The organism is Bacillus sp. AFS040349, assembly GCF_002577655.1.
Taxonomy (GTDB): Bacteria; Bacillota; Bacilli; order Bacillales; family Bacillaceae; genus Metabacillus.
This window is the reverse complement of the sequence record NZ_NUMC01000007.1, coordinates 77,603-98,795: the sequence shown is the minus strand read 5'-3', so window position 1 is coordinate 98,795 and position 21,193 is coordinate 77,603. Positions and strand designations below refer to the sequence as shown.

The window sequence follows — 21,193 nt, the reverse complement described above, 5'->3', positions numbered from 1 at the left end:
ACCATAAAATAGCTTAAAAAATAATTGGAAATTTATCTTTTTCATATATAGCATCAAATATTTTATATAAACCTATAAATTCTTCAAAAGTAATTCCATCTTTTAGTTCAAAATGTGTTAAAAAAGCATCTAATGTTTCAACATCCATATCATGAAATTGGCTTGATAAGATTAATTGATCGTAAATATTTCTAACTTTACTATATTGATTATTTTCGTCCAATAAACTCTTAAATTGGTTTTCTTCCATCTTAAAATCCCCTCCCTAATTAGAATGAACAAACTTAGTTTATTCACACTAACATAGGTTTGTAACGGTTATTACACTAGTTGCTAGAAACTTGGACTAGATTAATTAACTATTTTAAAAACAGGCAAAGGCTCGTTCATTAATTTTTGCACAAATAATAGAATGCGCTCCTATACTATAGTAATAAATTTTTTGATTTTACTTAGATAGGAGGAGCTATAACATGAGTAAGAACGAAACACCTGAATTATTTCCTTTGCTAAAACAACTTGGTTTTACTCTGGAACATAAACTCAATAAATATATTCAAGATAAATTAGATCATAAAGAAGTAGCAGTTGCAGCCAATTCAGCCGGTAAAGTTTTAGCACATTTAATGGAAGCTGTTCATGAATATGTAGAGCAATTATCCGCACAATTAAACTTCCCTACTAAGAAAGATGTAGGTCGTTTAGGTAAGTTAATTGTTCAGTCGGAAGATAAACTCGATGATTTGGAAGATGAAATACACGAGGTGTTAGATATGTTAAAAGATATAAAAAAGACACTTTTGAAAAACCTAACAGAACATCGCTTTGAAGGACTAGATGAAAAGCTCAGAAATGAACTGGCGGATTTAATAAAAAATCCTACTAGCCATATTAAAGAAGAAATTGTTAAACCGTTAGAGGAACTAGAAGATAAACTTAAGAAACGTGTGATTAAATGCAGTAAAGAACTATTAAAGAAGAAAAAAATGTGTTTATCCTCTTCTCATTCACTGAAAGATGAACTTCATAAAGAACTAATGAAACCACCTGGTCAAGTTGATTTTCAAGAAGTAAATCAGAAACTACTACAGCTTCTTAAAGAAAAAAGAAAGAGAAAGAAAAAAAATGGATAAAAAACAACCATCCACTCCGACTTATGATCTTGATCAGGAAATAAAAAGATGGAAAACTTTCTTTGGGGTATGGAGTAGTCCTGAGCCTAAAGTTGGGGCTACACCTAGAGAAACTGTTTGGAAAAAGAATAAAGCAACATTATGGTACTATGCGCCTGCTGAAAAAAAATATAAGGTACCTTTATTTCTTGTTTATTCATTAGTTAATCAGCCGTTTATTTTAGACATGGCACCTGGTAACAGTGCCATTGAAAATTTCACACGAAAAGGTTTTGAAGTGTATTTATTAGATTTTGGTATCCCAGGATATGAAGACAAAGACATTACTGCGAGTGACTATGTTGTTGATTATATTCAAAAAGGTGTTCGACGAGCATTAAGACATTCAGGTGCTGAAGAAGTTACAATCATTGGCTATTGCTTAGGTGGTACTCTTGCAACCATGTATGCCACAATTGCCGACGAACCAATTCGCAACTTGATTTTAAATGTATCGCCAATCGATTTTGAAACAGTTCCTTTTTTTGAGGAACTAGCTAATGCAAGTAAAGAAGGTAAACTTGATGTGAGTGAGCTGCTTGATACAACCGGTCTTATTTCCGGAAATTCTATGAAAGCAGCCATGAGAATGGTGACAAACCCCATCTATTTTAGTCCTTACTTATCATTACTGAATAAAGCATATGATGATGAATATGTAAAAAAGTGGAAGAGGCTAAAAAAATGGACAGATGGACATATCCCATTTACAGGTGCAGCTATGAGGGAGTTAATGCAGGAATTAGGAAAAGAAAACAAATTGATTAATGGCGGATTAATGATTCATGGCAAAGAGGCAAACTTAGCTAATATTACTGCTAATCTGCTTGTTATATCAACTGATTTTGACAGACTTGTATTAAAAGAGCAAAATATCCGTGTCATTGACTTTGTTTCAAGTAAAGATAAAACCTTTAAATTAGAAAATGGAGGCCATACCACTCGGGCAAATGATAAAGATTTACCACCTTTCTTAGCCAACTGGCTTCCTCAACGTTCTGACCCTATTTAAATTCTAAACCCTTCAGTAAAGAGATAACTGAAGGGTTTTCTTACTTCTTATTTATGTTTCTGTTGATATAAATATTGACCGATAAGAAGACTTGAAAGTTCTTGGAACATTTTTGTGCGATCTACAAGTCCATTTGTAAAGACTCCAATTGCCCCTTCATTTTGGCGAACATTGTTTTTCTTTACATAATCGTCCATTACATCCCCTAATTCACGTCCACTAAAAACAAGATCACCTATTTCATCAGGAATCATTATTCTAGCCCCACCTGCAATAATTGGTTGTGACTTAGGTGCAGCAAGTGCTCCCCAATTACATAAAAAATAACCAAAATCTGTTTTTACCAGGCCACCTTCTAAACCTACCCCAAGATCTGAGTCTGAACCTTCAGCCTCGAGAGCATTTTTCGCTCGGTTCATAGCACCTGTTAACGTTTCGTGATCAGTTATAGGCTGTGCAGAAACATTTGATGTAACATTTGTTGATATAAATTCTGCATCTACATGTTTAGCAAAGGCATCTTTTACTGCATTTACTTTTGTCGGATTTTTTGTTCCAATTGCTATTCTCACGGTATGCCTCTCCCTTATTCTCTTAGGAATTCTCTTTTATTGTTGTAACCGTTGTTGCATCACATTGTTTAACTAACCGTTTGAGAAGCTCTTTTGCTGCTGCATAATCATCAACATGAAGAATAGATCCAGAAGTATGGATATAGCGGGAGCTTACTCCAATTACAGTCGAAGGAACACCTTGATTTGATACATGTACTCGACCTGCATCTGTTCCTCCCTGTGAAACAAAATATTGATAAGGAATCTTATTTGTTTCTGCTGTATCGAGAACAAACTCCCTCATCCCACGATGTGTAACCATCGATCTGTCGTAAATTCGTAGAACTGCTCCCTTGCCAATATGACCAAACTCTTTTTTATCTCCACTCATATCATTTGCCGGACCAGCATCTAATGCGAAAAACAAATCTGGTTTAATCATATTTGCGGCTGTTTGCGCACCTCTTAATCCAACCTCTTCCTGTACTGTGGCACCTGAATATAATGTATTTGGCAGCTTATCATCTTTTAACTCTTTTAATAATTCAATTGCAAGTCCACATCCATAGCGATTATCCCAAGCTTTGGCTAAAATTTTCTTAGGGTTTGCCATAGGTGTAAATGGACAAATAGGGACAATTTGTTGTCCTGGTTTGATTCCAATTTTCTTTGCATCATCACGATTATCTGCCCCAATGTCAATAAGCATGTTCTTCATGTCCATTGGTTTTGCGCGCTGACTTTCACTCAACAAATGAGGTGGTATCGAGCCTATAACCCCAATAACAGGTCCATTGTCTGTAATAATCTGTACTCTTTGCGCAAGAAGTACCTGACTCCACCATCCACCTAACGGCTGAAAACGCAGCATCCCATTATCTGTTATAGCAGTAACCATAAATCCTACTTCATCCATATGTCCAGCTACCATAATCGTTGGATCGTTTTCCTCGCCTTTTCGAACCCCAAAGATTCCACCTAATTTATCCTGAACAATTTCATCTGATATTGGCTCTAATTGACTTTTCATAAATGCACGTACTTGATGCTCATTCCCTGGTGCACCTGGCAGCTCTGTTAATGTTTTAAACAACTCTAATGTTTCTTGATTCATGTTTTCCCTCTTTTCATCTTTTTTAAATTTTTTTTATGTACTCTAGATCTTTTTTATATAACACAATTCCTTATATTAGCCTTGATTATTATGTAATGACTTCTTTGATCAATAGCCCGTCATACCTAAAACATACTATTACCTTATCTAATCGTTCTTAACATGCCTTAAAGGTTTCTGTATACTAATGATAGAGTCGAAACTTTAGATACCCAAACACAGTGTTAAAGACATATAAAAAAGGGGTGTATGAAACGTGAAAAGCAAATATTTTTTACTTGGCTTAGGCTTAGGTATTGCCGGGACGTATTTAGTAAAAGACCAATTAAAATCAAGCAAAATTTCATCTGAAAAAGCACTTGAAATCGTGAAAAAAGCCTTTAAGGAAAAAGGATCCATTGATGGGTCTTGGATTTATACAGTTCCAGAAAACTTCTCAACTGACCATTTGTCTTATGAAGTTTATAAAGCAGGTGTGTCTCGAACTGTACAGGATCAATTAGAGCAGTATGAGGCTTTTGTTGACACAAACAGCGGAACAATTGTTCATGTTGAAAAAATTAACTAAGCAGTATCGCTTAAAGTCGGGCATTTCATTTGAAATGCCCTTATCCTCTTAACTTGTTCTAACTCGATCTAGTTTACCGATTATTTCACCCTGTTCATTCCACTTTATGCTCCGGTAAAATGCATCATGATAAAAGGTAAACCAGGCATTTTTATTTCCAGCAAAATCCAACCATGTTTGTTTCTTTTCTATTGAAGTCATAGGGTAGTCATCATATGCAAGAACCCAAAGAGGGTTTTTATGAGCATGTGTTGGCATTAAGTCAGCCATATGAACGATTGTTTCTCCCCCGTCTTGAATAACAATAATACTATGACCATCACTATGTCCACCAGTGTGGTACATAGTAATTCCTTCTTCAATTAATAAAGATGATTGAAACGTTTCAACCTGTTCTTGAATTGGCTCCCAATTTTCTTGCCAATAAGTATTTTTTGATCGTATATTTGGATTTCTCATTTCTTCCCACTCAGTAGTTGAAGTAATAATCTTCGCTTTAGGAAATACCGATGTTAATTGCCCATTTTCCCATTTCGTGAGACCGCAAGCATGATCAAAATGCATATGAGTCATTAATACATAGTCTATATCATTTGTTGTTAGGCCCAATTGTTCTAGGCTCTCTTCAACAGAAGATTCTTCTTGAATACCATAATTCCGAAGCTGCTTTTCACTAAACTTTCCTGCACCTATTCCAGATTCAATTAAAATATGTAACCCATCTTTTTGAATCAAGATTGGATCTGTTCGAAGTTCAATTTGATTTTTTTCATTAACAGGATATTTTTTAGACCATAACGGCTTTGGAACTACCCCAAACATTGCCCCACCATCAAGAAAAGTTACTCCACCCTTTAACCATGTCATCTTCGTTTGACCAATTTGAAATGTTTCCATTAACATCCCCTCCCCATCTATTATTTTACCATAGAGATAATCGTTAGGAAAAAGATGTGAGATCCTCTAATCAATAGCATAAAACGCAAAAAAGGAAATGGCCATTATCACCATTTCCTCAAAACACAACTTATTCATTCATATACTTAGCTTCTACACGATAAATACGTTGACCTTTTTCAGAAAATTTCTCTTCATATTCGGTCATAACATTTCCTTCAAAATCACTTTTATGAAGATCAAGACTAATATATTTTAAGCGAAGTCCATATTCTGAAAAACTAATAAGAGAATACTCAAATAATCCCTGGTTGTCTGTTTTGAAATGGATTTCTCCACCTTTTACAAGCACGCTCTCATACATTTGTAAAAAACTCTTATAAGTAAGACGTCGCTTTGCATGACGTACTTTTGGCCATGGATCAGAAAAATTCAGGTAGACACGATCTATTTCTCCTTGATCAAAATACTCTGTTAAATTTTTTGCATTCACGTTAAGCAACTTAAAATTTGAAAGTTGCTTATCAACTGCTTTTTGAATTGCAGCCACAATAACACTATCAAATAGCTCTATGCCAATATAATTAATGTTAGGGTTTTGTTGAGACATTCCTGCTAGAAATTGCCCTTTCCCTGTTCCTACTTCTATATGAATTGGGTTTTGATTACCGAACACTTCATGCCATTTCCCTTTATAATTTTCAGGGTTTGAAATAGCATAGTCAGAATGCTCAGCGATAAATTCACCAGCCCAAGGTTTATTACGTAAACGCATGAAGACACCTCTATCGTTATTATATCGTTCTAAAACATAACATGAAAAAAGCTTGTTCGCAAGGCTTATCTAAATACACCTATTTTAGGAATTGTGTAACTTACACTTCTTTCATTTCAATAAAAAGACTGACCTTTATCAAGTCAGTACCTAAGTGAAAAAATTGATTTTCTTATAATAAGACTTACTTGTATAATTTTACTTAATAAACACAAATTAAAGGTATATGGCTTATTTAAAAGGAGTGTTAATTTTGCCAATTCAATACCAAGATCAGGTAAACTTATTAAAAGATATTTTATCAGATCATCAAAGTGAATGCTGTGGAACTGTAGCAGAGTGTGAACAGCTGGAAAGAGTCATAAAATCTCTTATGGTTCATTCAAATACGAATCAACATGCAAAGGAACTGCTTGAAGATATATATAACTATAGCCAAACGGGCAAATATTCAGCATCATTAGATCAACATATAGAATCACATCAAAATCAATTATCACAATGGATTAATGATATTGATACTTATTCTTAACGTTTTTTTATTTTATCAAGTATGACACTTATGTGCTCAACCCAGTTTTGCTTTTCTTTTTCGTTTTCTTTTGCATGGTACCATAAAAAAGAGGTTAAAGCTTGCAATAGCACATACCAATAAATTCTAGTTGTTAAATGCTCGTCCAGCTCCAAACCGTATGATAAAAGCCATTCTGTCCAATCAGCTTCATCGATATACCAGTAAAGTAAAATGCCTATATCAATAGCAGGATCAGCAATCATAGCTCCATCCCAATCAACTAAATATAATTGATTATCCTCAGATAGAAGCCAGTTATTATGGTTCACATCACAATGGCAGACAACTTGGTCATGACATTGAACATTTGGCAATTGTTTGACTAAGAGCTCTATAGCTTCAGTAATTTCAGGAATATCGAATCCTTCAAAAGCAACTGCTTGCCAAATATCTTCAATTATGGAGTTTGGAGTGAGCGGTTGCTTTCCTAATCTTCTCAGCATATCTAAAAGCTCTTTTGAACGATGAATTTTATGCAGCAATTCAGCAACATTTTGCCCATTCATGTCCTTCGGCTTTAACTCGCGGCCAATTAGGCGGTGTTGTGCTGTAATCACATCACCGTTTTCCATCCGCTTTGTCCACACTAACTTTGGAACGATGCCTTCTGCAGAGAGTACGGCTAAAAATGGAGAACTGTTTCGCTTTAAAAAAAGCTCCTGCCCTTCTTTTGTTGCAAAATATGCATCTCCTGTTGCTCCTCCAGCAGGTGTAATTTTCCACTCGCTACCTAATACTTGTTCCAACCAGTTCACCTTCAATTTCAACCCAACATTTCGTATAAAAATTTATGAAAAAGTTATTTTTCTTTAGGTTCTTACAATAGTATAAAATAATCGCTAATATAAAAAGGATAGCTATTAGTGATTATAGACTCTTTGCACTATAGCCATCCTATTAAATTTTAGCCTCTTAGACTAAGACTAGTCAAGCAAAACTAAAAATCCTAGTTTTTACAAAAAACATATGTTCCAATTTCTCTTATCTCTATTTTATTATCTACATCTATAGGTTGATCGAGTAGGATACTAGAAGGACTAACAATCTGTTTCCATCCCTTATTTCCAGGTAGTTTAAATTGATACGATTTATTACATTGAGGATGGTGGATCACAACTATTCTTTCCCATGGACCATAGGCTCCTACATTCTCCATTTCATAAGAAAGAAGGTGAGGATCATCATTAAAATAGACATGTTTGTTTATCAATTCTTGAGATGATAATCGAAACCCTCCATGGAGCTTTCTAAGCTTGATCAACCCTTTAATATACTCAACATTTTCTTTTTGTTGTGATCTTTCATCCCAATTTAGATGGTTGATTTCGTCAGGAGAGTTATAACTATTTTCTACACCGTTTTTTGTTCGGAAAAATTCTTGACCACCATGTAGAAAGGGGATGCCTTGAGATAATAGAACAATGCTTGTTGCTAACCGATGTCTTGCCTTTCTTATTTCTTCACTTTCAGCATCTGCAAAAGTTAAAAAGCGATCCCACATCGTATGATTATCATGTGACTCAACATAATTAATTGATTGATGAGGTTCATGAAACATAGTAGGTGACCCAGTTATAAGTGCTTTCATCTGCTCGAGAGTATCAAGGTTTTCATATACAAACCCGCGATCATGAACACTGAATGTACTCCCTTTAATCACATCCCTAAACTGGTCATTAAAAAAGCTTATCGTTGGCAGCTTATGGGCATTTGGAATGATTGCTTTTTCTACATAAGGTAATGGAGTAAGCAAATCCCATCCTTCTCCTAATAAAATAGCATCTTCTTTTATCTCTAGAACTTCCTTCTGAACCTCATTCATTGTCTTAACATCAAGAATGCCCATTAAATCAAAGCGGAATCCATCTATATCAAACTCATTCATCCAATACTTTACACAATCTGCAATAAACTTTTTGACCATCAAACGTTCCGAGGCAAGATCATTTCCTACACCTGTTCCATTAGAAGGCATTCCATTTTCATCATGCCTGAAATAGTAACCCGGTAATAACTTTTCAAATGAAGAATTTTCTTTGGAATAAACATGATTAAAAACTACATCAATAATAACTCTTAAATTTTGTTTGTGGAGAGATTGGATAAGTGTTTTGAGTTCTATTATTCGCTTATATGGGTTTTCAGGTGCTGCAGAATAACTCCCTTCTGGAGCGAAGTAATGAAGAGGGTTATAGCCCCAGTTATATGCTTCGAATGGTTTTTGTTCATCAACTTCCTCAAAATCATTTACAGGCAACAATTCAATGTGTGTAACACCTAATTCTTTCAAATAGGATATGCCTGTAGAATCGCCTTGACTATTTTTTGTATTTAACTCCGTCCACGCGTCATATTGCCCTTTATTTTTCATCCCGCTATTTTCATGAATAGAAAAATCTCGAACATGAACCTCATAGATGATGGTATCCGTTTTCTGGTTAAGAGCAGGCGGAATAATAATTGGTACATTTGTTAAGCTTTGATCAATAATAATACCGTATTCTCCATTAATTGAGACCGCTCTTGCGTATGGATCAACTGCCTCATTCCACACAAGATTTATACAAGCTAGAAACGTATAATAATATCCTTCAAAATCACCATCAAGTGTAATCGACCATGTACCTTTTTCACATCGAATCATATGGAAATTATCAACTTGTGTTCCATCGCTTTGATAAATTCGAAGTTTTACAATGGTTGCTGTAGGAGCCCAGACTTTCCACTCCGTTTTTTCCTTAGTATAATTTGCCCCTAAGTCATTGCCATCATAATAAAATTTCTTATCGAATTCATCCGACCGAATGACAGCTCCTATTTGTAAATCTGTTTCTAAACCATCTTCATCACTAATGATATAGGTTTTCCCAAATGATAGTGGGTTCGATAAACTACAGACATATTTTATTTGTTTTCCAATATCAATTTTTTCTACTATTGATAGAGCCTCGTGATTTTGATCAATCTTTATAAAAAAAGTTTTATTTTCGCTATCAAATTCCTTAGGCATAATAACTGCAATTTCATTCATTTTATCTAAAAAGGCTTGGAATCTCCTATTAATACTCAGCATGATGAGCACCCCCATATGAGAGTTTTTGTTGTTAATTTAGAAAAATTTTTAACTAATGGTAGAATTCTCAAAGTTAACACTATAACATCTATAAGATACATGCCTTATGTGATTCGCTAATCTTGATGATCACCGGGCTTTCTCCTATTACATCTCCATCAGCATGAACAAGTCGAATAGAATCAGTCTTAACTGTGATCTCCTTGCAAGAGAGTTCCTCAATAAACTCATTTTTTGTTTTGTTTCTTACCTTAGTCAATAATAATAAAGGTAGTAATTTAAGCCTTTTAGCTTCTTTTATGATTAAAACATGTAAATTTCCATCTCTAGTAGTAGAACGATTAGAAACGATGATGAACCATACTGAATCAAACTCCAAGGGTTGCTCTTGATCTATTTCAAGAGATATTGAAAATAATTCATAATTCCATAATACCTTTAATAGCCCGACAATAAACCTGACATGCCCTAAAATGGGCAAATCTGACTTTATCTTTACCACCATTTTTTCTTGACTCAGTATGCTGGCGTCTAGACCTATACCTACACGATTGAAGAAATAATTCTTCCCACTCTTTCCTTCAACACGATATTCCCCTAAATAATATCCTTTTAAAGGTGCGTTCCAGCGTTGAAATAAATGTTTTATAGCTTTTTTGGGATCAGAGGATAAAGAGAAATTGGTCAATGATTTATTTCTACTTCCTGTATAAATAAAGCCCATCTGTATTTTATCAAATGAACTTAAACCGTTTACAATTTCGTTAATTGTGCCTTCTCCACCTATCCCAATAACAGTTTTTAGACGGTAGTCTTGGATTGTGGCAATTTGTCTGGCAAGAGCCTCCGCATGTCCAGGATATTCTGTATAGAAAGAACGAAAAGATACTTTTCTTTTTTCAAGTTCTTTCTTAACTTTTTTCCATATTTTACTTCCTCTACCATAACCAGATTCCCGGTGAATAATCAAAAATAATACACTCATATTGAAGCTCCATCTTGTTCATAGTTTATGTATTTGTCAGTTTTGTGTTCATGTCCCATTTATTAGGTTTTCATTTTAAATCATGCGCTTTTTTGGAAATAAAATAAAGGACAAAATATCCTCTTGTCCTTCATTTTATATACATTTAAAATTGGGTATTAGTTACTTTTATGTTGTTTCATTCCATTCGCTTCGGTTAAATGAGTTGGTTAAACAGTGGGATAAGAGAACTTGTGCTGCTTTTAACTGAGTGTGCTTTAAAGGCGCTGATGAGGTTCTTAGCCTTTGAAACCATTCTTCATAATTTCTCTTATCTAAAATCGTAATATCATGTGGAGCAAAGGGATAGTCAACATAACCGTTGCGACTTATAATTAATTTTTTAACTGAAATATCAATATCTTGTGAACGAATTAATTTTTGTACAACCGTACCCGTTCGATTTAAACTAAGTACAGGATTTAATAACTTGCGTTCAGCTTCCCCTCTTCGTGCTGTCCAAAATTTCTCCTTTGACCCGATAAAAACAGTTTCAGGTAATTGTTCTACAACTGTTAAACAATAAATTTCCGTTGTTCCAATTAAGATAATATCCAATTCTACTGGTGCATTTTTCAATTTAAAAACAGGACGATAAAGTAGTAAATAATGATCGGGAAGACGTTTCACAAAATAAGGCAATAACTGATCTCGATAAATAGCATGATCAATAGAGGATTTCTCACGAATTGTTGAACTTGCCCATCGAATTTGAAAACGAAAAATATAATCTAAAAATAAATGCTTTAAGTCCTCATGTGTCTTTGGAATGGTCGTAAATTGAAACTGTAATTCATCATCATCTAAAGCCGAATCATTTACTAAAGGTTTAATCATTTGTTGCTCTTGTTCTACCTTTGAAAACCTTTTTTTAAATTTCTTTATAAAAGTAGATTTCTCATCTTCTTCTTCACGCTGGTTATCAAGCGTTTCACTTACCTTCATAACTGTATGGAACATGTTATTCTCCCAGGCCTGAAATACCTTTTCCCATTGCTGTTTCTTTAACCGTATGAATTGACTTGGGTAACGATAAGCATCTAATTCATAGCGGGATATATAATCAAAAAGCTTAATGATTTGCGCCAAACGCTGAACAACTCCTATTTTGCTGTTTTAAAAACTTAGTTACTACAAAGGCAGTATGCCACTAGTCGTAAACTGATGGTCCCCTGGTGTTGTAGCCTCTTTCATTAAATTTTCTTTATAAAAATAAGGATAAAAGTATTGGACAAAGAATGCTAGTAAATATTGCACTTAGCGTCATTGAAATTGAGCTTATGGCTCCTTCAACAGTTCCCATCTCTAATGCTCTTGCCGTTCCAATCCCATGTGAAGCAGTCCCAAAGCCTATTCCCCTTGAGATTGGTTGTTTTATTTTAAACAAATTCATCAAGTAAGGTCCAAACATTGCTCCGGAAATTCCAGCAATCATTACATAAACAGCTGCAAGAGTCGGCGTTCCTCCCACCATCTCACTTATGTCCATAGCTATTGGGGTCGTAACAGATTTAGGTGCTAACGAACGCAATAGTTTTTCGTCTACATTAGTTAGCAGACTCATGATAATACCACTACATACACCAATTAGCGCACCAATGAAAACACTAGTAAAAATACTTAATATGTTACGCTTTAAAATCTCCCGGTGATCAAAAAGTGGAATTGCAAAAGCAACAACCGCAGGACCCAAAAGATGCTCAATCCATTGACCACCAATCATATATGAGCTATAAGATATTTTAGCTATAAGAAGAATAATGACAATAATCAGGCTGGACGTAAAGATTGGTACTAAAATCGGGTGCGAAAATTTCGTGTAGAGTCTCCTCATAAGACTATAAATAAGTAAAGTTATCAAAATAAAAAATAACCCTATTAAAAATGTCATAAAGATAGCTCCTTTTCTTTATGAACTTTCTTCCCTTTTGCCAAAAGAACATCACTTATATAAGCTGAAGCCACCATAACGATCATCGTACTGCTAAATGCAATGAATAAGGTAATAATGCCAAATCCTTTAAATATATTAAGATAATCAATAATTCCCACAGTTGCAGGAATAAATAATATCGGCAAATTTTTCAAAAGAAATGATCCCCCGGAAGAAAACCAATTCCTTTTAATCAATTTAAAATGGAAAGCAAGAAATAATAAAACCATTCCAATCAAGCTTCCTGGAATGGGAAGTTTAATAAGTGCCCGTATTCCTTCACCTATACTATAAATTCCATATAGACAAGTAATTTGAAGAATCAGCTTAACGTATTTCATTCTCTTACACTCTCCAAAGTTTGCAAAAGAAATGTTTCAACCACCTCATACTTTGGAATTTTATTCAGATTTGTTTGATACAGATGAATTTTCTCCACTTTAAAATGAGATGAACTTCCTTCAAAAGCATGATCCAGTTGTGACCATTTTCTAAAAGGCTCTTCTGACTTCCATTTTCTAGCTAACGTAATGTGTGGACGAAAAGGCTTTTTATCAAGTTGAAACCCCACTTCTTGACATCTGTCAAACACTTGTTTTTGGAACTGCTGTAGATTCGTTGATTCTTTTAAACCTGCCCAAAAAATTCTTGGAAAATCAGGCTTACCAAAAACGTCGATTCCTTTTAAAAACAATTCAAATTGTGGAACAAATTGAACAGTCTGTTTGATTTTTTCGACTAATAACTCTAATTTCTCATCTTCCCCTACATCACCTAAAAAAGCTAATGTAATATGATAATCATTTGGATGGACCCATGATTGAAAGGGCAATTTATTTTTATAGGTTGTAATCCAATTTTGAATAAGCTGTTGATGATGTTCTTCAATAGGTACAGCAATAAAATAATGTTTTTTCATAGCAGCCCCCAATGTTATTCAAGATAATTTTATTTTATCCCACATATCCAAGCTTTAAAAGGTCGATTCATATACAATGCGTTCAGCAGTTGCTATACTGTTAACTGTCTATATTATAAAATAAGTGATTTAGTAAAAATACTACGTAACAAGGTTTTCACATAACAACCTTATATAAAAGAAAAAGGACGTGGCAACATGAAAATTGCAAATAACGTATCAGAGCTTATCGGAAATACACCTCTAGTTAAGTTAAATCGTTTAAACCCAGAAAATGGTGCATCGATATATTTAAAGCTTGAATTCTTTAACCCAAGTGGAAGTGTAAAAGACCGAGCAGCTTTCAACATGATCGTTGAGGCAGAAAAGCAAGGCTTATTAAAGCCAAATTCAACGATTATTGAGCCAACTAGTGGGAATACCGGAATTGGAATTGCAATGAACGCGGCTGCAAGAGGCTATAAAGCGATCCTTGTTATGCCTGACACGATGACAAAAGAACGTATTAACTTGCTTAAAGCTTACGGAGCAGAAGTAGTTCTAACTCCGGGACACGAAAGAATGCCAGGATCAATAAAGAAAGCTGAGGAGCTAGCTAAACAAATTCCTGATTCATTTATTCCGATGCAATTCGATAATCATGCAAACCCTGATGCTCATAGACATACAACTGCAAGGGAGATTATCGAGGCACTTGATGAAATCGGCAAACCACTCTCAGCATTTGTTGCGACAGCTGGAACTGGCGGTACCATTACAGGTACAGGTGAAGCCTTAAAAGAGCATTATAAAAATGTAACAGTCCATGTTGTTGAGCCTGCCGGTTCTCCTGTCCTTTCAGGTGGTAAACCTGGAAACCATAAGCTAGTTGGGACAAGCCCTGGATTTATACCACCTATTTTAAATCAAGATGTATATGATGAGATTTTTAAAATTGAAGACGAACAAGCGTATGACATTACAAGAAGATTAGCACGTGAGGAAGGACTGTTAGTTGGTCCTTCTTCAGGAGCTGCATGCTATGCCGCAATTGAAGTTGCAAAACGTCTAACACCTGATGATGTTGTTGTTTGTATCACTTGTGATACAGGTGAAAGATACTTATCAAGTGATGTTTTCTCATTTTAAAAAGGGAAAAGAAATTTCCCTTCCCCGTGCTGTCGAGATGCCTCGACAGCTTTTTTCTTTATTCTCACAAACAAGCTTTATTTTGCTAATTCATATATTGCTTGTGCATAAATGGCTGTTGCTTTCAGCAAATCTTCAATGTCAATATATTCATCCTTTTGGTGAGCAACATCTGGTCTACCTGGAAATAAAGGTCCAAAAGCAACACCAGCTTCTAATGATCTTGCATAAGTTCCTCCACCAATCGCTATAAGCTCAGCATTTTCTCCAGTTTGTTCTTCATACACTTTTTTCAACGTTTGAATAAGGGGATGATTTTCCTCCACATAGTGTGGTTTCGAGTCATCAAATGATACTAATGAAAAGCCTTCTACATTGTTTATTTCAGTTTTTATTGTTTCAGCATTTCCTGAAACAGGATAACGTATATTTACTCCAATTTTGCCTAGCTGGTCTTTAGTGTATTTCATCACACCAAGATTAACTGTTAGTTCCCCGCTAACTTCATCAGAAAATGCTATGTTGAGCTTATGACCGCGCGTGTCATTTAAGAAATAATGAACAATCGCTTGTATATAATTTTCGCCTTTTTGATCAAGATTCAGATTATGTAGAAATTCAGCTAACAAAATGCCCGCATTCGTACCATTGTTAGGCTCCATTGCATGTGCTGAGACACCTTCAACAGTTAAACTTATCGTTTGCTCTTGAATTGTAGCCTGTCCGCTTATATTTTTGTCATGAATAAATGATTCAAATTGTTTCATGATTTCATTCTTATTATGAGATGATAAAACAGCTTTAGCAAAGTCTGGAACCATATTATATCTTCTTCCAGACTCAAAGGAATGAAGAACAATATCTGATGGTAAATCAGTGAAAGATCCATTTTGTTCGATCGTTAAATCAATAATTCCTTTTTCAGCAAAAATAATCGGAAAATCCGCATCAGGGGCAAAGCCTAACTCTGGCATCTTCTCATGCTTAAAGTAATGATCAACACAGCGCCATTCACTTTCCTCATCTGTTCCGATAATCATGCGAACATTTTTACTTAACGGTAATTGCAAATCTTTCACAATTTTCATCGCATAAAATGCTGCAATTGTTGGACCCTTATCATCCATCGCACCTCTTGCAAAAATTTTCCCATCACGAATCTCTGCACCATAAGGTTCACTTGTCCAGCCATCACCTTCTGGAACAACATCAACATGGCATAATATTCCTACAACCTCTTCTCCATTTCCTTTTAATTCAATATGACCTGCATAGCCATCAACATTTTTAGTAGTAAAGCCAGCTTCTGCTCCTAAATGTAAGAGATGAGAAAATGCCTGATGAATTCCTTCTCCAAACGGAGCATCACTTGTTATTGAGTCTTCATCCAATACACTTTTAATCTGTAAAAATTCCTGTGTATCTTTTATAAGACTCTCTCTTCTTTTCTCAACTTCTTCGTTCCAATTCATGTATGATCCTCCTTCTATATTATTCATTATTCTATTATCATACTAACACGTGCCTTTATGAAAAAGTATGTTGAGTGTTAAAAAGCAAATCTGTTTGTTAGTTTTTATCTTTTTGTCACAAAATATAAATGGATTGTTAGGAACAATGTGAAGAAAACTATTGCAATATAAATTAAAAACGAATATTATTATAAATGTTTTGAAAAAACGTTCGTAAAAAATCGGAGGTACATATGTTTAAGTTATCAGAAAACAGAACAAATGCCCGAACCGAAATTTTAGCTGGAATCACAACGTTTTTAACTATGGTATATATCGTTGTCGTGAATCCAATTATTTTGGCAGATGCAGGAGTTCCATTCGACCAAGTCTTTACAGCAACAATCATTGCGACAATAATAGGTACACTTTGGATGGCCCTATCAGCAAATTATCCAATTGCAATTGCACCGGGGATGGGATTAAATGCATACTTTGCCTATTCCGTTGTTGGAGCAAATGAAAATATTTCATATACAACAGCCTTCTCTGCTGTTTTTATTGCCGGAATACTTTTTGTCATCCTTTCGCTAACTCCGTTTCGAAAGAAATTAATTGAAGCAATACCGAGCAATTTAAAGCATGGAATCACAGCTGGTATTGGTCTTTTCATTGCGTTTATCGGTCTTCGTTTAACTGGAATTGTCACAGCAGATCCAAACAATTTAGTGGCATTAGGTGATCTTCACTCTCCATCTGTTGTGTTAGCATTAATTGGCTTGGCTATAACATTAATATTAATGAGCCTAAATGTTCATGGTGCGCTATTCGTTGGTATGGTTATCACCGGGTTTATTGCCTTTTTCACAGGTCAATTATCATTTGATCAAGGATTTATGTCATTCCCAAGCTTGCCTGAAGGATTGATTATTACAAATCCATTTTCAGCTTTAACAGATGTCATATCACATGGCTTATATGCCGTTGTATTTTCTTTCTTACTTGTAACCATTTTTGATACAACAGGAACAATGATTGGTGTGGCCCAACAGGCAGGGCTTATGAAGGGCAATGAATTACCGAGAGCTCGTACGGCGCTTCTAGCAGATTCAGCTGCTACAACAATTGGTGCAATGTTTGGAACAAGTCCAACTAGTGCTTACATTGAATCTTCTGCAGGTGTTGCAGCAGGGGGAAGAACAGGCTTAACAACGTTAACTGTTTCAGCCCTATTCGGTCTTACGTTATTTTTCAGTCCTTTAATTGGAGCAGTTTCAGGGATCTCAGCAATTACTGCACCAGCATTAATTATTGTCGGGAGCTTAATGATGGGGGCTATTGCAGAAATCAATTGGAAAGAGCTTGACGAAGCGTTCCCGGCCTTTTTAGTTGTTTTAAGCATGCCACTAACATCAAGTATTGCTACTGGAATTGCACTTGGCTTCATTTCATATCCATTAATGAAAATTGCAAAAGGGAAATGGAAAGAAGTTCACATTTTTGTTTATATTTTTGCCGTTCTCTTTTTCATTCAACTAGCCTTTATTGGAGGGCACTAAAAAAAGCGAAATGAATCCTATTGATTCATTTCGCTTTTTTATTAGAAAATTATAGTTATTGTCTCGTTAAAATAATTGGACCGTCTTTTGTTATCGCAATTGTGTGTTCATATTGTGCTGATAAACTTCCGTCTATTGTTCTTGCTGTCCATTTGTTATCGTCCATTTTCGACTCCCATGCCCCGATATTCACCATCGGTTCAATGGTGATAACCATACCTTCTTTAAGGCGTTGACCTTTATTAGGCTCACCATAATGAAGGACTGTTGGTGGTTCATGAATGGTTCTTCCAATTCCATGACCTGTAAAATCTCTAACAACTGAATACCCTTCACCTTCAACATAAGATTGAATAGCGTGACCAATATCTCCTAGTCTGTTTCCAATAACAGACTGTTCAATTGCCTTGTTTAAGGCTTCCTCCGTAACATGTAATAGATTAGCCGCTTGTGGTGAAACATCTCCTACAGCATACGACCAGGCTGAGTCAGCAAGTGCGCCATTCAAATTTACAACCATATCAATTGTGACGATATCACCATTTTGTAATGGGGTGTTTCTCGGGAAACCATGGCAAATTTCATCATTTATTGATGCACATGTTGCAAATTCATAGCCTTTGTAACCTTTTTGTTCAGGGGTTGCACCATGTTGTTTTAGATACTGTTCTACAAATGCATCAATTTCAAGTGTTGTGATCCCTGGCTTGATTCTTTTCGCAATTTCTTTATGACAATTTGCCAGCAATTGACCTGCTTTATGCATGAGTTCAATTTCTCGTTTACTTTTTAAAATAATCACCTTAATACCTCCGATTAGTCCGTTGCCTACGTATGTATAATATGTAATAGCTATTTGTATGCTGCTTGCTTAAAAAAATGTAAGCTTTTTCTATATATAGCCTAGCACGAATTAAGAAAAAGTTCTAACTGATTGAGCTCTTTTAAAGCAAGATAGTAAACACTGTTGACAAACTAGCTACTAAGATTACGATGCAAACACCTGGGTAAACAAATCGGTTTTCACATTTTTTCTGGGCTATAAACATATAATCCTTTTCTCCATAGTCAACTGACAGATATGGGTTCTGTTTAACGATTTCTTTAAACATCAGTACAATCCATTCTCTAAAGAAAAAGTAAAAGACGATTGTTACTAACCATTTTATCCATATAGGTGTAGTGAATATGATAAATGATATAACAGATATAACCTGAAAATATTGTAGTAGATTCCCTTTATCACGAAGAAATGATTTCATAAACAGCTCTGTTACCCCATTTTCAGGTGATCTTTTCTGAAAAATTCTTGCGGAATTCCTCCATAATATCCAAGACCTTTTCTTTTGCTTTTTTACTTGTGGCATTGTGAATTCTGGATTCACAGTAAACATAAACTTTATATATTTCACTTTATTTTTTTGTTCTTTTTCAACATCATCATAGAATGTTTTTATTTGAGATTGATATTCCTTCACTTGCCATAATGATAAGCAGAAAAAAATGAGAGCAATACCTATAATTAACGGATTAATAGGTTTAAAGGTAATAGCAAAACACAAAATCAAAATGAAAAAGGTAACAACTAATTCAATGATCAACTTCTTCCAGAATCCAAACTTGTAGACAGCTTGTTTGTAGGTTGTAAGAAATAAATTTAAACTAAGAAAGAATACCGATGTAACAAGTAACTGATAAAAAGTTAGATCATCGTAATGATTTAATAACGGATATAACCACACAAAAAGGAGTAACCACTTAAGAAGTAGTAAGATCCAAGAATAAATGACCCCGATATACCTTATTTCCGTCATAATCTCTGAAAATTGTAATAATGTAAGCTGATCGGCTTCTTCCATAAACGTTCGAATGGTACCTTGCCAGCACAACAAAAAACAAAAAAGAAAAAGAACTTCATATGGCACTCCCTCAAGCCAATCAGGCAACGAGTTCCACCAGGAGTAATAGGTTATACCTAAAAAAGCCAAGAATGGGATAAGAAGATAAACAATGATCGTCCAATCAAAAACAGTACGAATAATTTTAAATTGATAAAGCCAATCTTGTATCAAGCGCCTCCACCAAATTGTGCTTCCTCTCATTTTTCTTTACCTGCCTTCCTCAACTTTATTGAAGCAGTCAAGTAAAGAAGCACCAGGTAGGTCTGTACTTACCTGAATTTCCTCAAGTGTTCCTTGAGCGACCATTGTACCCCCTGATACTAGTAAAAACCGATCACATATTTTTTCAGCCGTGTCTAAAACGTGAGTTGACATTAAGATAGCCGCACCGCGATTTTTTTCTTCTTCCATGACAGTTAAAAACATTTTAGTAGCACTCGGATCAAGACCTATAAAAGGCTCATCAACAATATAATAATCAGGTTGTAAGACAAGAGCTTGTATGATCATTACTTTTTGCTGCATTCCTTTGGAAAAGGTGGATGGCATCTCATGTTTCACTTTTTCCATTTTAAAAGCATTTAAGTAGAGATTAGCTCTTTCTATTAAAATCCTATCACAGATTCCATTAACTGCAGCTAGGAGGTCCAAATGCTCCCACAATGTTAAATGATCATAGAATATAGGTTTTTCAGGTATATATGCATATTTGCTTAATGGTTGCTTGTATATCGCTCCTTTCACATATTCCATTACACCCAATAAAGTCTTTATTGTTGTACTTTTACCTGCACCATTTGGACCGATTAAACCAATCCATTCTCCTTTATGTAAATGAAAATCAATTCCCTGAATAACAGGATGTTTTTCTTCATAGCCTGCTTCTTCAATTTTCACTGCTAAAATACTCATCTTTGATCCTCCTTGTTCATTTAATACGCTCGGTAGATGGAAAAAGATTCAAAAAACTAAAAAAAAAACCATTTTATTGTCATACTATTCAGAACGATAGGCATATAGATTTATTGTGTTAAGTACGCGCGTGCTTGTTTATCTTAAAATAAAAATGTTAATATTGTGTAAATTGAAACTTTTCTATGGATTATTACTGTCGAAATCGTGTAAAATATTGTTGTAACGTTTTACCGCATAAAACTAAATATGTATGAAGTGACATCTGAAAGAGCAGTCATCGAAAGGTTGTAGTAGGCATAGCCAGTGCGATCAAACGATAAGGAGTGGTTTTTTGAAACCTTCAACAAACCGTATGCTAACCAGAATCAAATCAGTCTACATGTTTATTAATGAGCGGGGAACTGTGACGACACAGCAACTCGTTGACGAATTTGGTATTACACCGAGAACCATACAACGTGATTTAAATGTGTTAGCATATAACGATTTGGTTCACAGCCCAACAAGAGGTAAATGGGCCACTACAAAGAAGAAAGTTAAGATGTCTTCGTAAGATCAAAAATAAACATTCCTATATACATAAAATAAGGAACCTTATGATCAAGGTTCCTCCTTTTTGCCTAA

23 protein-coding genes are annotated in these 21,193 nt (G+C 34.9%); 7 read left to right on the top strand and 16 right to left on the bottom strand.

Going from position 1 to position 21,193, the window contains the following annotated elements; all coding sequences use genetic code 11:
- Positions 1-13: 13 nt before the first annotated feature.
- The gene (locus COD11_RS01440; RefSeq protein WP_098794972.1) at positions 14-250 is read right to left on the bottom strand and encodes a hypothetical protein; all 237 of its coding nucleotides are present in this window, start codon (positions 248-250) and stop codon (positions 14-16) included.
- Between the two features lie 223 nt (positions 251-473).
- On the opposite strand from COD11_RS01440, the gene COD11_RS01435 reads away from it, so the two are divergent.
- Entirely contained in the window at positions 474-1,133 is a 660-nt protein-coding gene (locus COD11_RS01435) for a hypothetical protein (RefSeq protein WP_098794971.1), read from the top strand.
- Entirely contained in the window at positions 1,126-2,184 is a 1,059-nt protein-coding gene (locus COD11_RS01430; protein ID WP_098794970.1) for an alpha/beta fold hydrolase, read from the top strand. Before COD11_RS01435 ends, COD11_RS01430 begins: the two co-directional genes overlap by 8 nt.
- A 47-nt stretch (positions 2,185-2,231) precedes the next feature.
- Here the strand turns inward: COD11_RS01430 and COD11_RS01425 are convergent, their stop codons facing one another.
- Together COD11_RS01425 and COD11_RS01420 are read right to left on the bottom strand one after the other, a co-directional pair.
- Positions 2,232-2,756 carry a DUF84 family protein gene (locus tag COD11_RS01425; protein ID WP_098794969.1) on the bottom strand — a complete coding sequence of 175 codons (525 nt, stop codon included), beginning with the start codon at positions 2,754-2,756 and terminating at the stop codon, positions 2,232-2,234.
- Positions 2,757-2,778: 22 nt separating this feature from the next.
- A complete protein-coding gene (locus tag COD11_RS01420; RefSeq protein WP_098794968.1) occupies positions 2,779-3,852 on the bottom strand; it encodes a M42 family metallopeptidase in 1,074 nt (357 codons plus the stop codon).
- 256 nt (positions 3,853-4,108) lie between these two features.
- On the opposite strand from COD11_RS01420, the gene COD11_RS01415 reads away from it, so the two are divergent.
- Positions 4,109-4,420 carry a PepSY domain-containing protein gene (locus tag COD11_RS01415; RefSeq protein WP_098794967.1) on the top strand — a complete coding sequence of 104 codons (312 nt, stop codon included), beginning with the start codon at positions 4,109-4,111 and terminating at the stop codon, positions 4,418-4,420.
- 48 nt (positions 4,421-4,468) lie between these two features.
- Here the strand turns inward: COD11_RS01415 and COD11_RS01410 are convergent, their stop codons facing one another.
- Positions 4,469-5,317, bottom strand: coding sequence for a YtnP family quorum-quenching lactonase (locus tag COD11_RS01410; RefSeq protein WP_098794966.1), 849 nt, complete (start codon positions 5,315-5,317; stop codon positions 4,469-4,471).
- Positions 5,318-5,447: 130 nt separating this feature from the next.
- On the bottom strand, positions 5,448-6,092 hold the full coding sequence (gene trmB, locus COD11_RS01405; protein ID WP_098794965.1) for a tRNA (guanosine(46)-N7)-methyltransferase TrmB: 645 nt from the start codon (positions 6,090-6,092) through the stop codon (positions 5,448-5,450).
- 253 nt (positions 6,093-6,345) lie between these two features.
- Here trmB and COD11_RS01400 point away from each other — a divergent pair, with 253 nt between their 5' ends.
- Positions 6,346-6,624 carry a YtzH-like family protein gene (locus COD11_RS01400; RefSeq protein WP_098794964.1) on the top strand — a complete coding sequence of 93 codons (279 nt, stop codon included), beginning with the start codon at positions 6,346-6,348 and terminating at the stop codon, positions 6,622-6,624.
- On the opposite strand, the gene COD11_RS01395 is transcribed toward COD11_RS01400, so the two are convergent.
- From COD11_RS01395 to thpR, 7 genes are all read right to left on the bottom strand, one after another.
- Positions 6,621-7,433 carry a phosphotransferase family protein gene (locus COD11_RS01395; RefSeq protein ID WP_098794963.1) on the bottom strand — a complete coding sequence of 271 codons (813 nt, stop codon included), beginning with the start codon at positions 7,431-7,433 and terminating at the stop codon, positions 6,621-6,623. The genes COD11_RS01400 and COD11_RS01395 overlap by 4 nt on opposite strands.
- A 179-nt stretch (positions 7,434-7,612) precedes the next feature.
- Positions 7,613-9,739 (bottom strand): type I pullulanase, encoded by a 2,127-nt coding sequence (gene pulA, locus COD11_RS01390; protein ID WP_176550939.1) that lies wholly within the window; start codon positions 9,737-9,739, stop codon positions 7,613-7,615.
- 88 nt (positions 9,740-9,827) lie between these two features.
- Complete coding sequence (locus COD11_RS01385) at positions 9,828-10,724, bottom strand: diacylglycerol/lipid kinase family protein (RefSeq protein ID WP_098794961.1); 897 nt, start codon at positions 10,722-10,724, stop codon at positions 9,828-9,830.
- A 168-nt stretch (positions 10,725-10,892) separates the two neighbouring features.
- Positions 10,893-11,852 (bottom strand): nuclease-related domain-containing protein, encoded by a 960-nt coding sequence (locus COD11_RS01380; protein ID WP_098794960.1) that lies wholly within the window; start codon positions 11,850-11,852, stop codon positions 10,893-10,895.
- Positions 11,853-11,967: 115 nt separating this feature from the next.
- Entirely contained in the window at positions 11,968-12,654 is a 687-nt protein-coding gene (locus COD11_RS01375) for an LrgB family protein (RefSeq protein WP_098794959.1), read from the bottom strand.
- Entirely contained in the window at positions 12,651-13,037 is a 387-nt protein-coding gene (locus COD11_RS01370) for a CidA/LrgA family protein (RefSeq protein ID WP_098794958.1), read from the bottom strand. Before COD11_RS01370 ends, COD11_RS01375 begins: the two co-directional genes overlap by 4 nt.
- Positions 13,034-13,615, bottom strand: a complete 582-nt coding sequence (gene thpR / locus COD11_RS01365) for an RNA 2',3'-cyclic phosphodiesterase (RefSeq protein WP_098794957.1) — start codon at positions 13,613-13,615, stop codon at positions 13,034-13,036. Before thpR ends, COD11_RS01370 begins: the two co-directional genes overlap by 4 nt.
- Before the next feature lie 198 nt (positions 13,616-13,813).
- Here thpR and cysK point away from each other — a divergent pair, with 198 nt between their 5' ends.
- Positions 13,814-14,743: a cysteine synthase A gene (gene cysK / locus COD11_RS01360; RefSeq protein WP_098794956.1), complete on the top strand. Its 930-nt coding sequence runs from the start codon at positions 13,814-13,816 to the stop codon at positions 14,741-14,743.
- Positions 14,744-14,820: 77 nt separating this feature from the next.
- On the opposite strand, the gene pepV is transcribed toward cysK, so the two are convergent.
- Positions 14,821-16,215: a dipeptidase PepV gene (gene pepV / locus COD11_RS01355; RefSeq protein ID WP_098794955.1), complete on the bottom strand. Its 1,395-nt coding sequence runs from the start codon at positions 16,213-16,215 to the stop codon at positions 14,821-14,823.
- 233 nt (positions 16,216-16,448) lie between these two features.
- Between pepV and COD11_RS01350 the strand changes: the two genes are divergently transcribed.
- The gene (locus COD11_RS01350) at positions 16,449-17,753 is read left to right on the top strand and encodes an NCS2 family permease (RefSeq protein WP_098794954.1); all 1,305 of its coding nucleotides are present in this window, start codon (positions 16,449-16,451) and stop codon (positions 17,751-17,753) included.
- A 55-nt stretch (positions 17,754-17,808) separates the two neighbouring features.
- Here the strand turns inward: COD11_RS01350 and map are convergent, their stop codons facing one another.
- The 3 genes from map to COD11_RS01335 all read right to left on the bottom strand — a co-directional run bounded on the left by map (position 17,809) and on the right by COD11_RS01335 (position 20,566).
- The gene (map, locus tag COD11_RS01345) at positions 17,809-18,555 is read right to left on the bottom strand and encodes a type I methionyl aminopeptidase (RefSeq protein WP_098794953.1); all 747 of its coding nucleotides are present in this window, start codon (positions 18,553-18,555) and stop codon (positions 17,809-17,811) included.
- Between the two features lie 142 nt (positions 18,556-18,697).
- Positions 18,698-19,855: an ABC transporter permease gene (locus tag COD11_RS01340; RefSeq protein WP_098794952.1), complete on the bottom strand. Its 1,158-nt coding sequence runs from the start codon at positions 19,853-19,855 to the stop codon at positions 18,698-18,700.
- A gap of 6 nt (positions 19,856-19,861) precedes the next feature.
- Positions 19,862-20,566, bottom strand: a complete 705-nt coding sequence (locus tag COD11_RS01335; RefSeq protein WP_098794951.1) for an ABC transporter ATP-binding protein — start codon at positions 20,564-20,566, stop codon at positions 19,862-19,864.
- Between the two features lie 334 nt (positions 20,567-20,900).
- Between COD11_RS01335 and COD11_RS01330 the strand changes: the two genes are divergently transcribed.
- Entirely contained in the window at positions 20,901-21,122 is a 222-nt protein-coding gene (locus COD11_RS01330; protein WP_046590011.1) for a DeoR family transcriptional regulator, read from the top strand.
- The last annotated feature ends 71 nt before the right edge of the window (positions 21,123-21,193 follow it).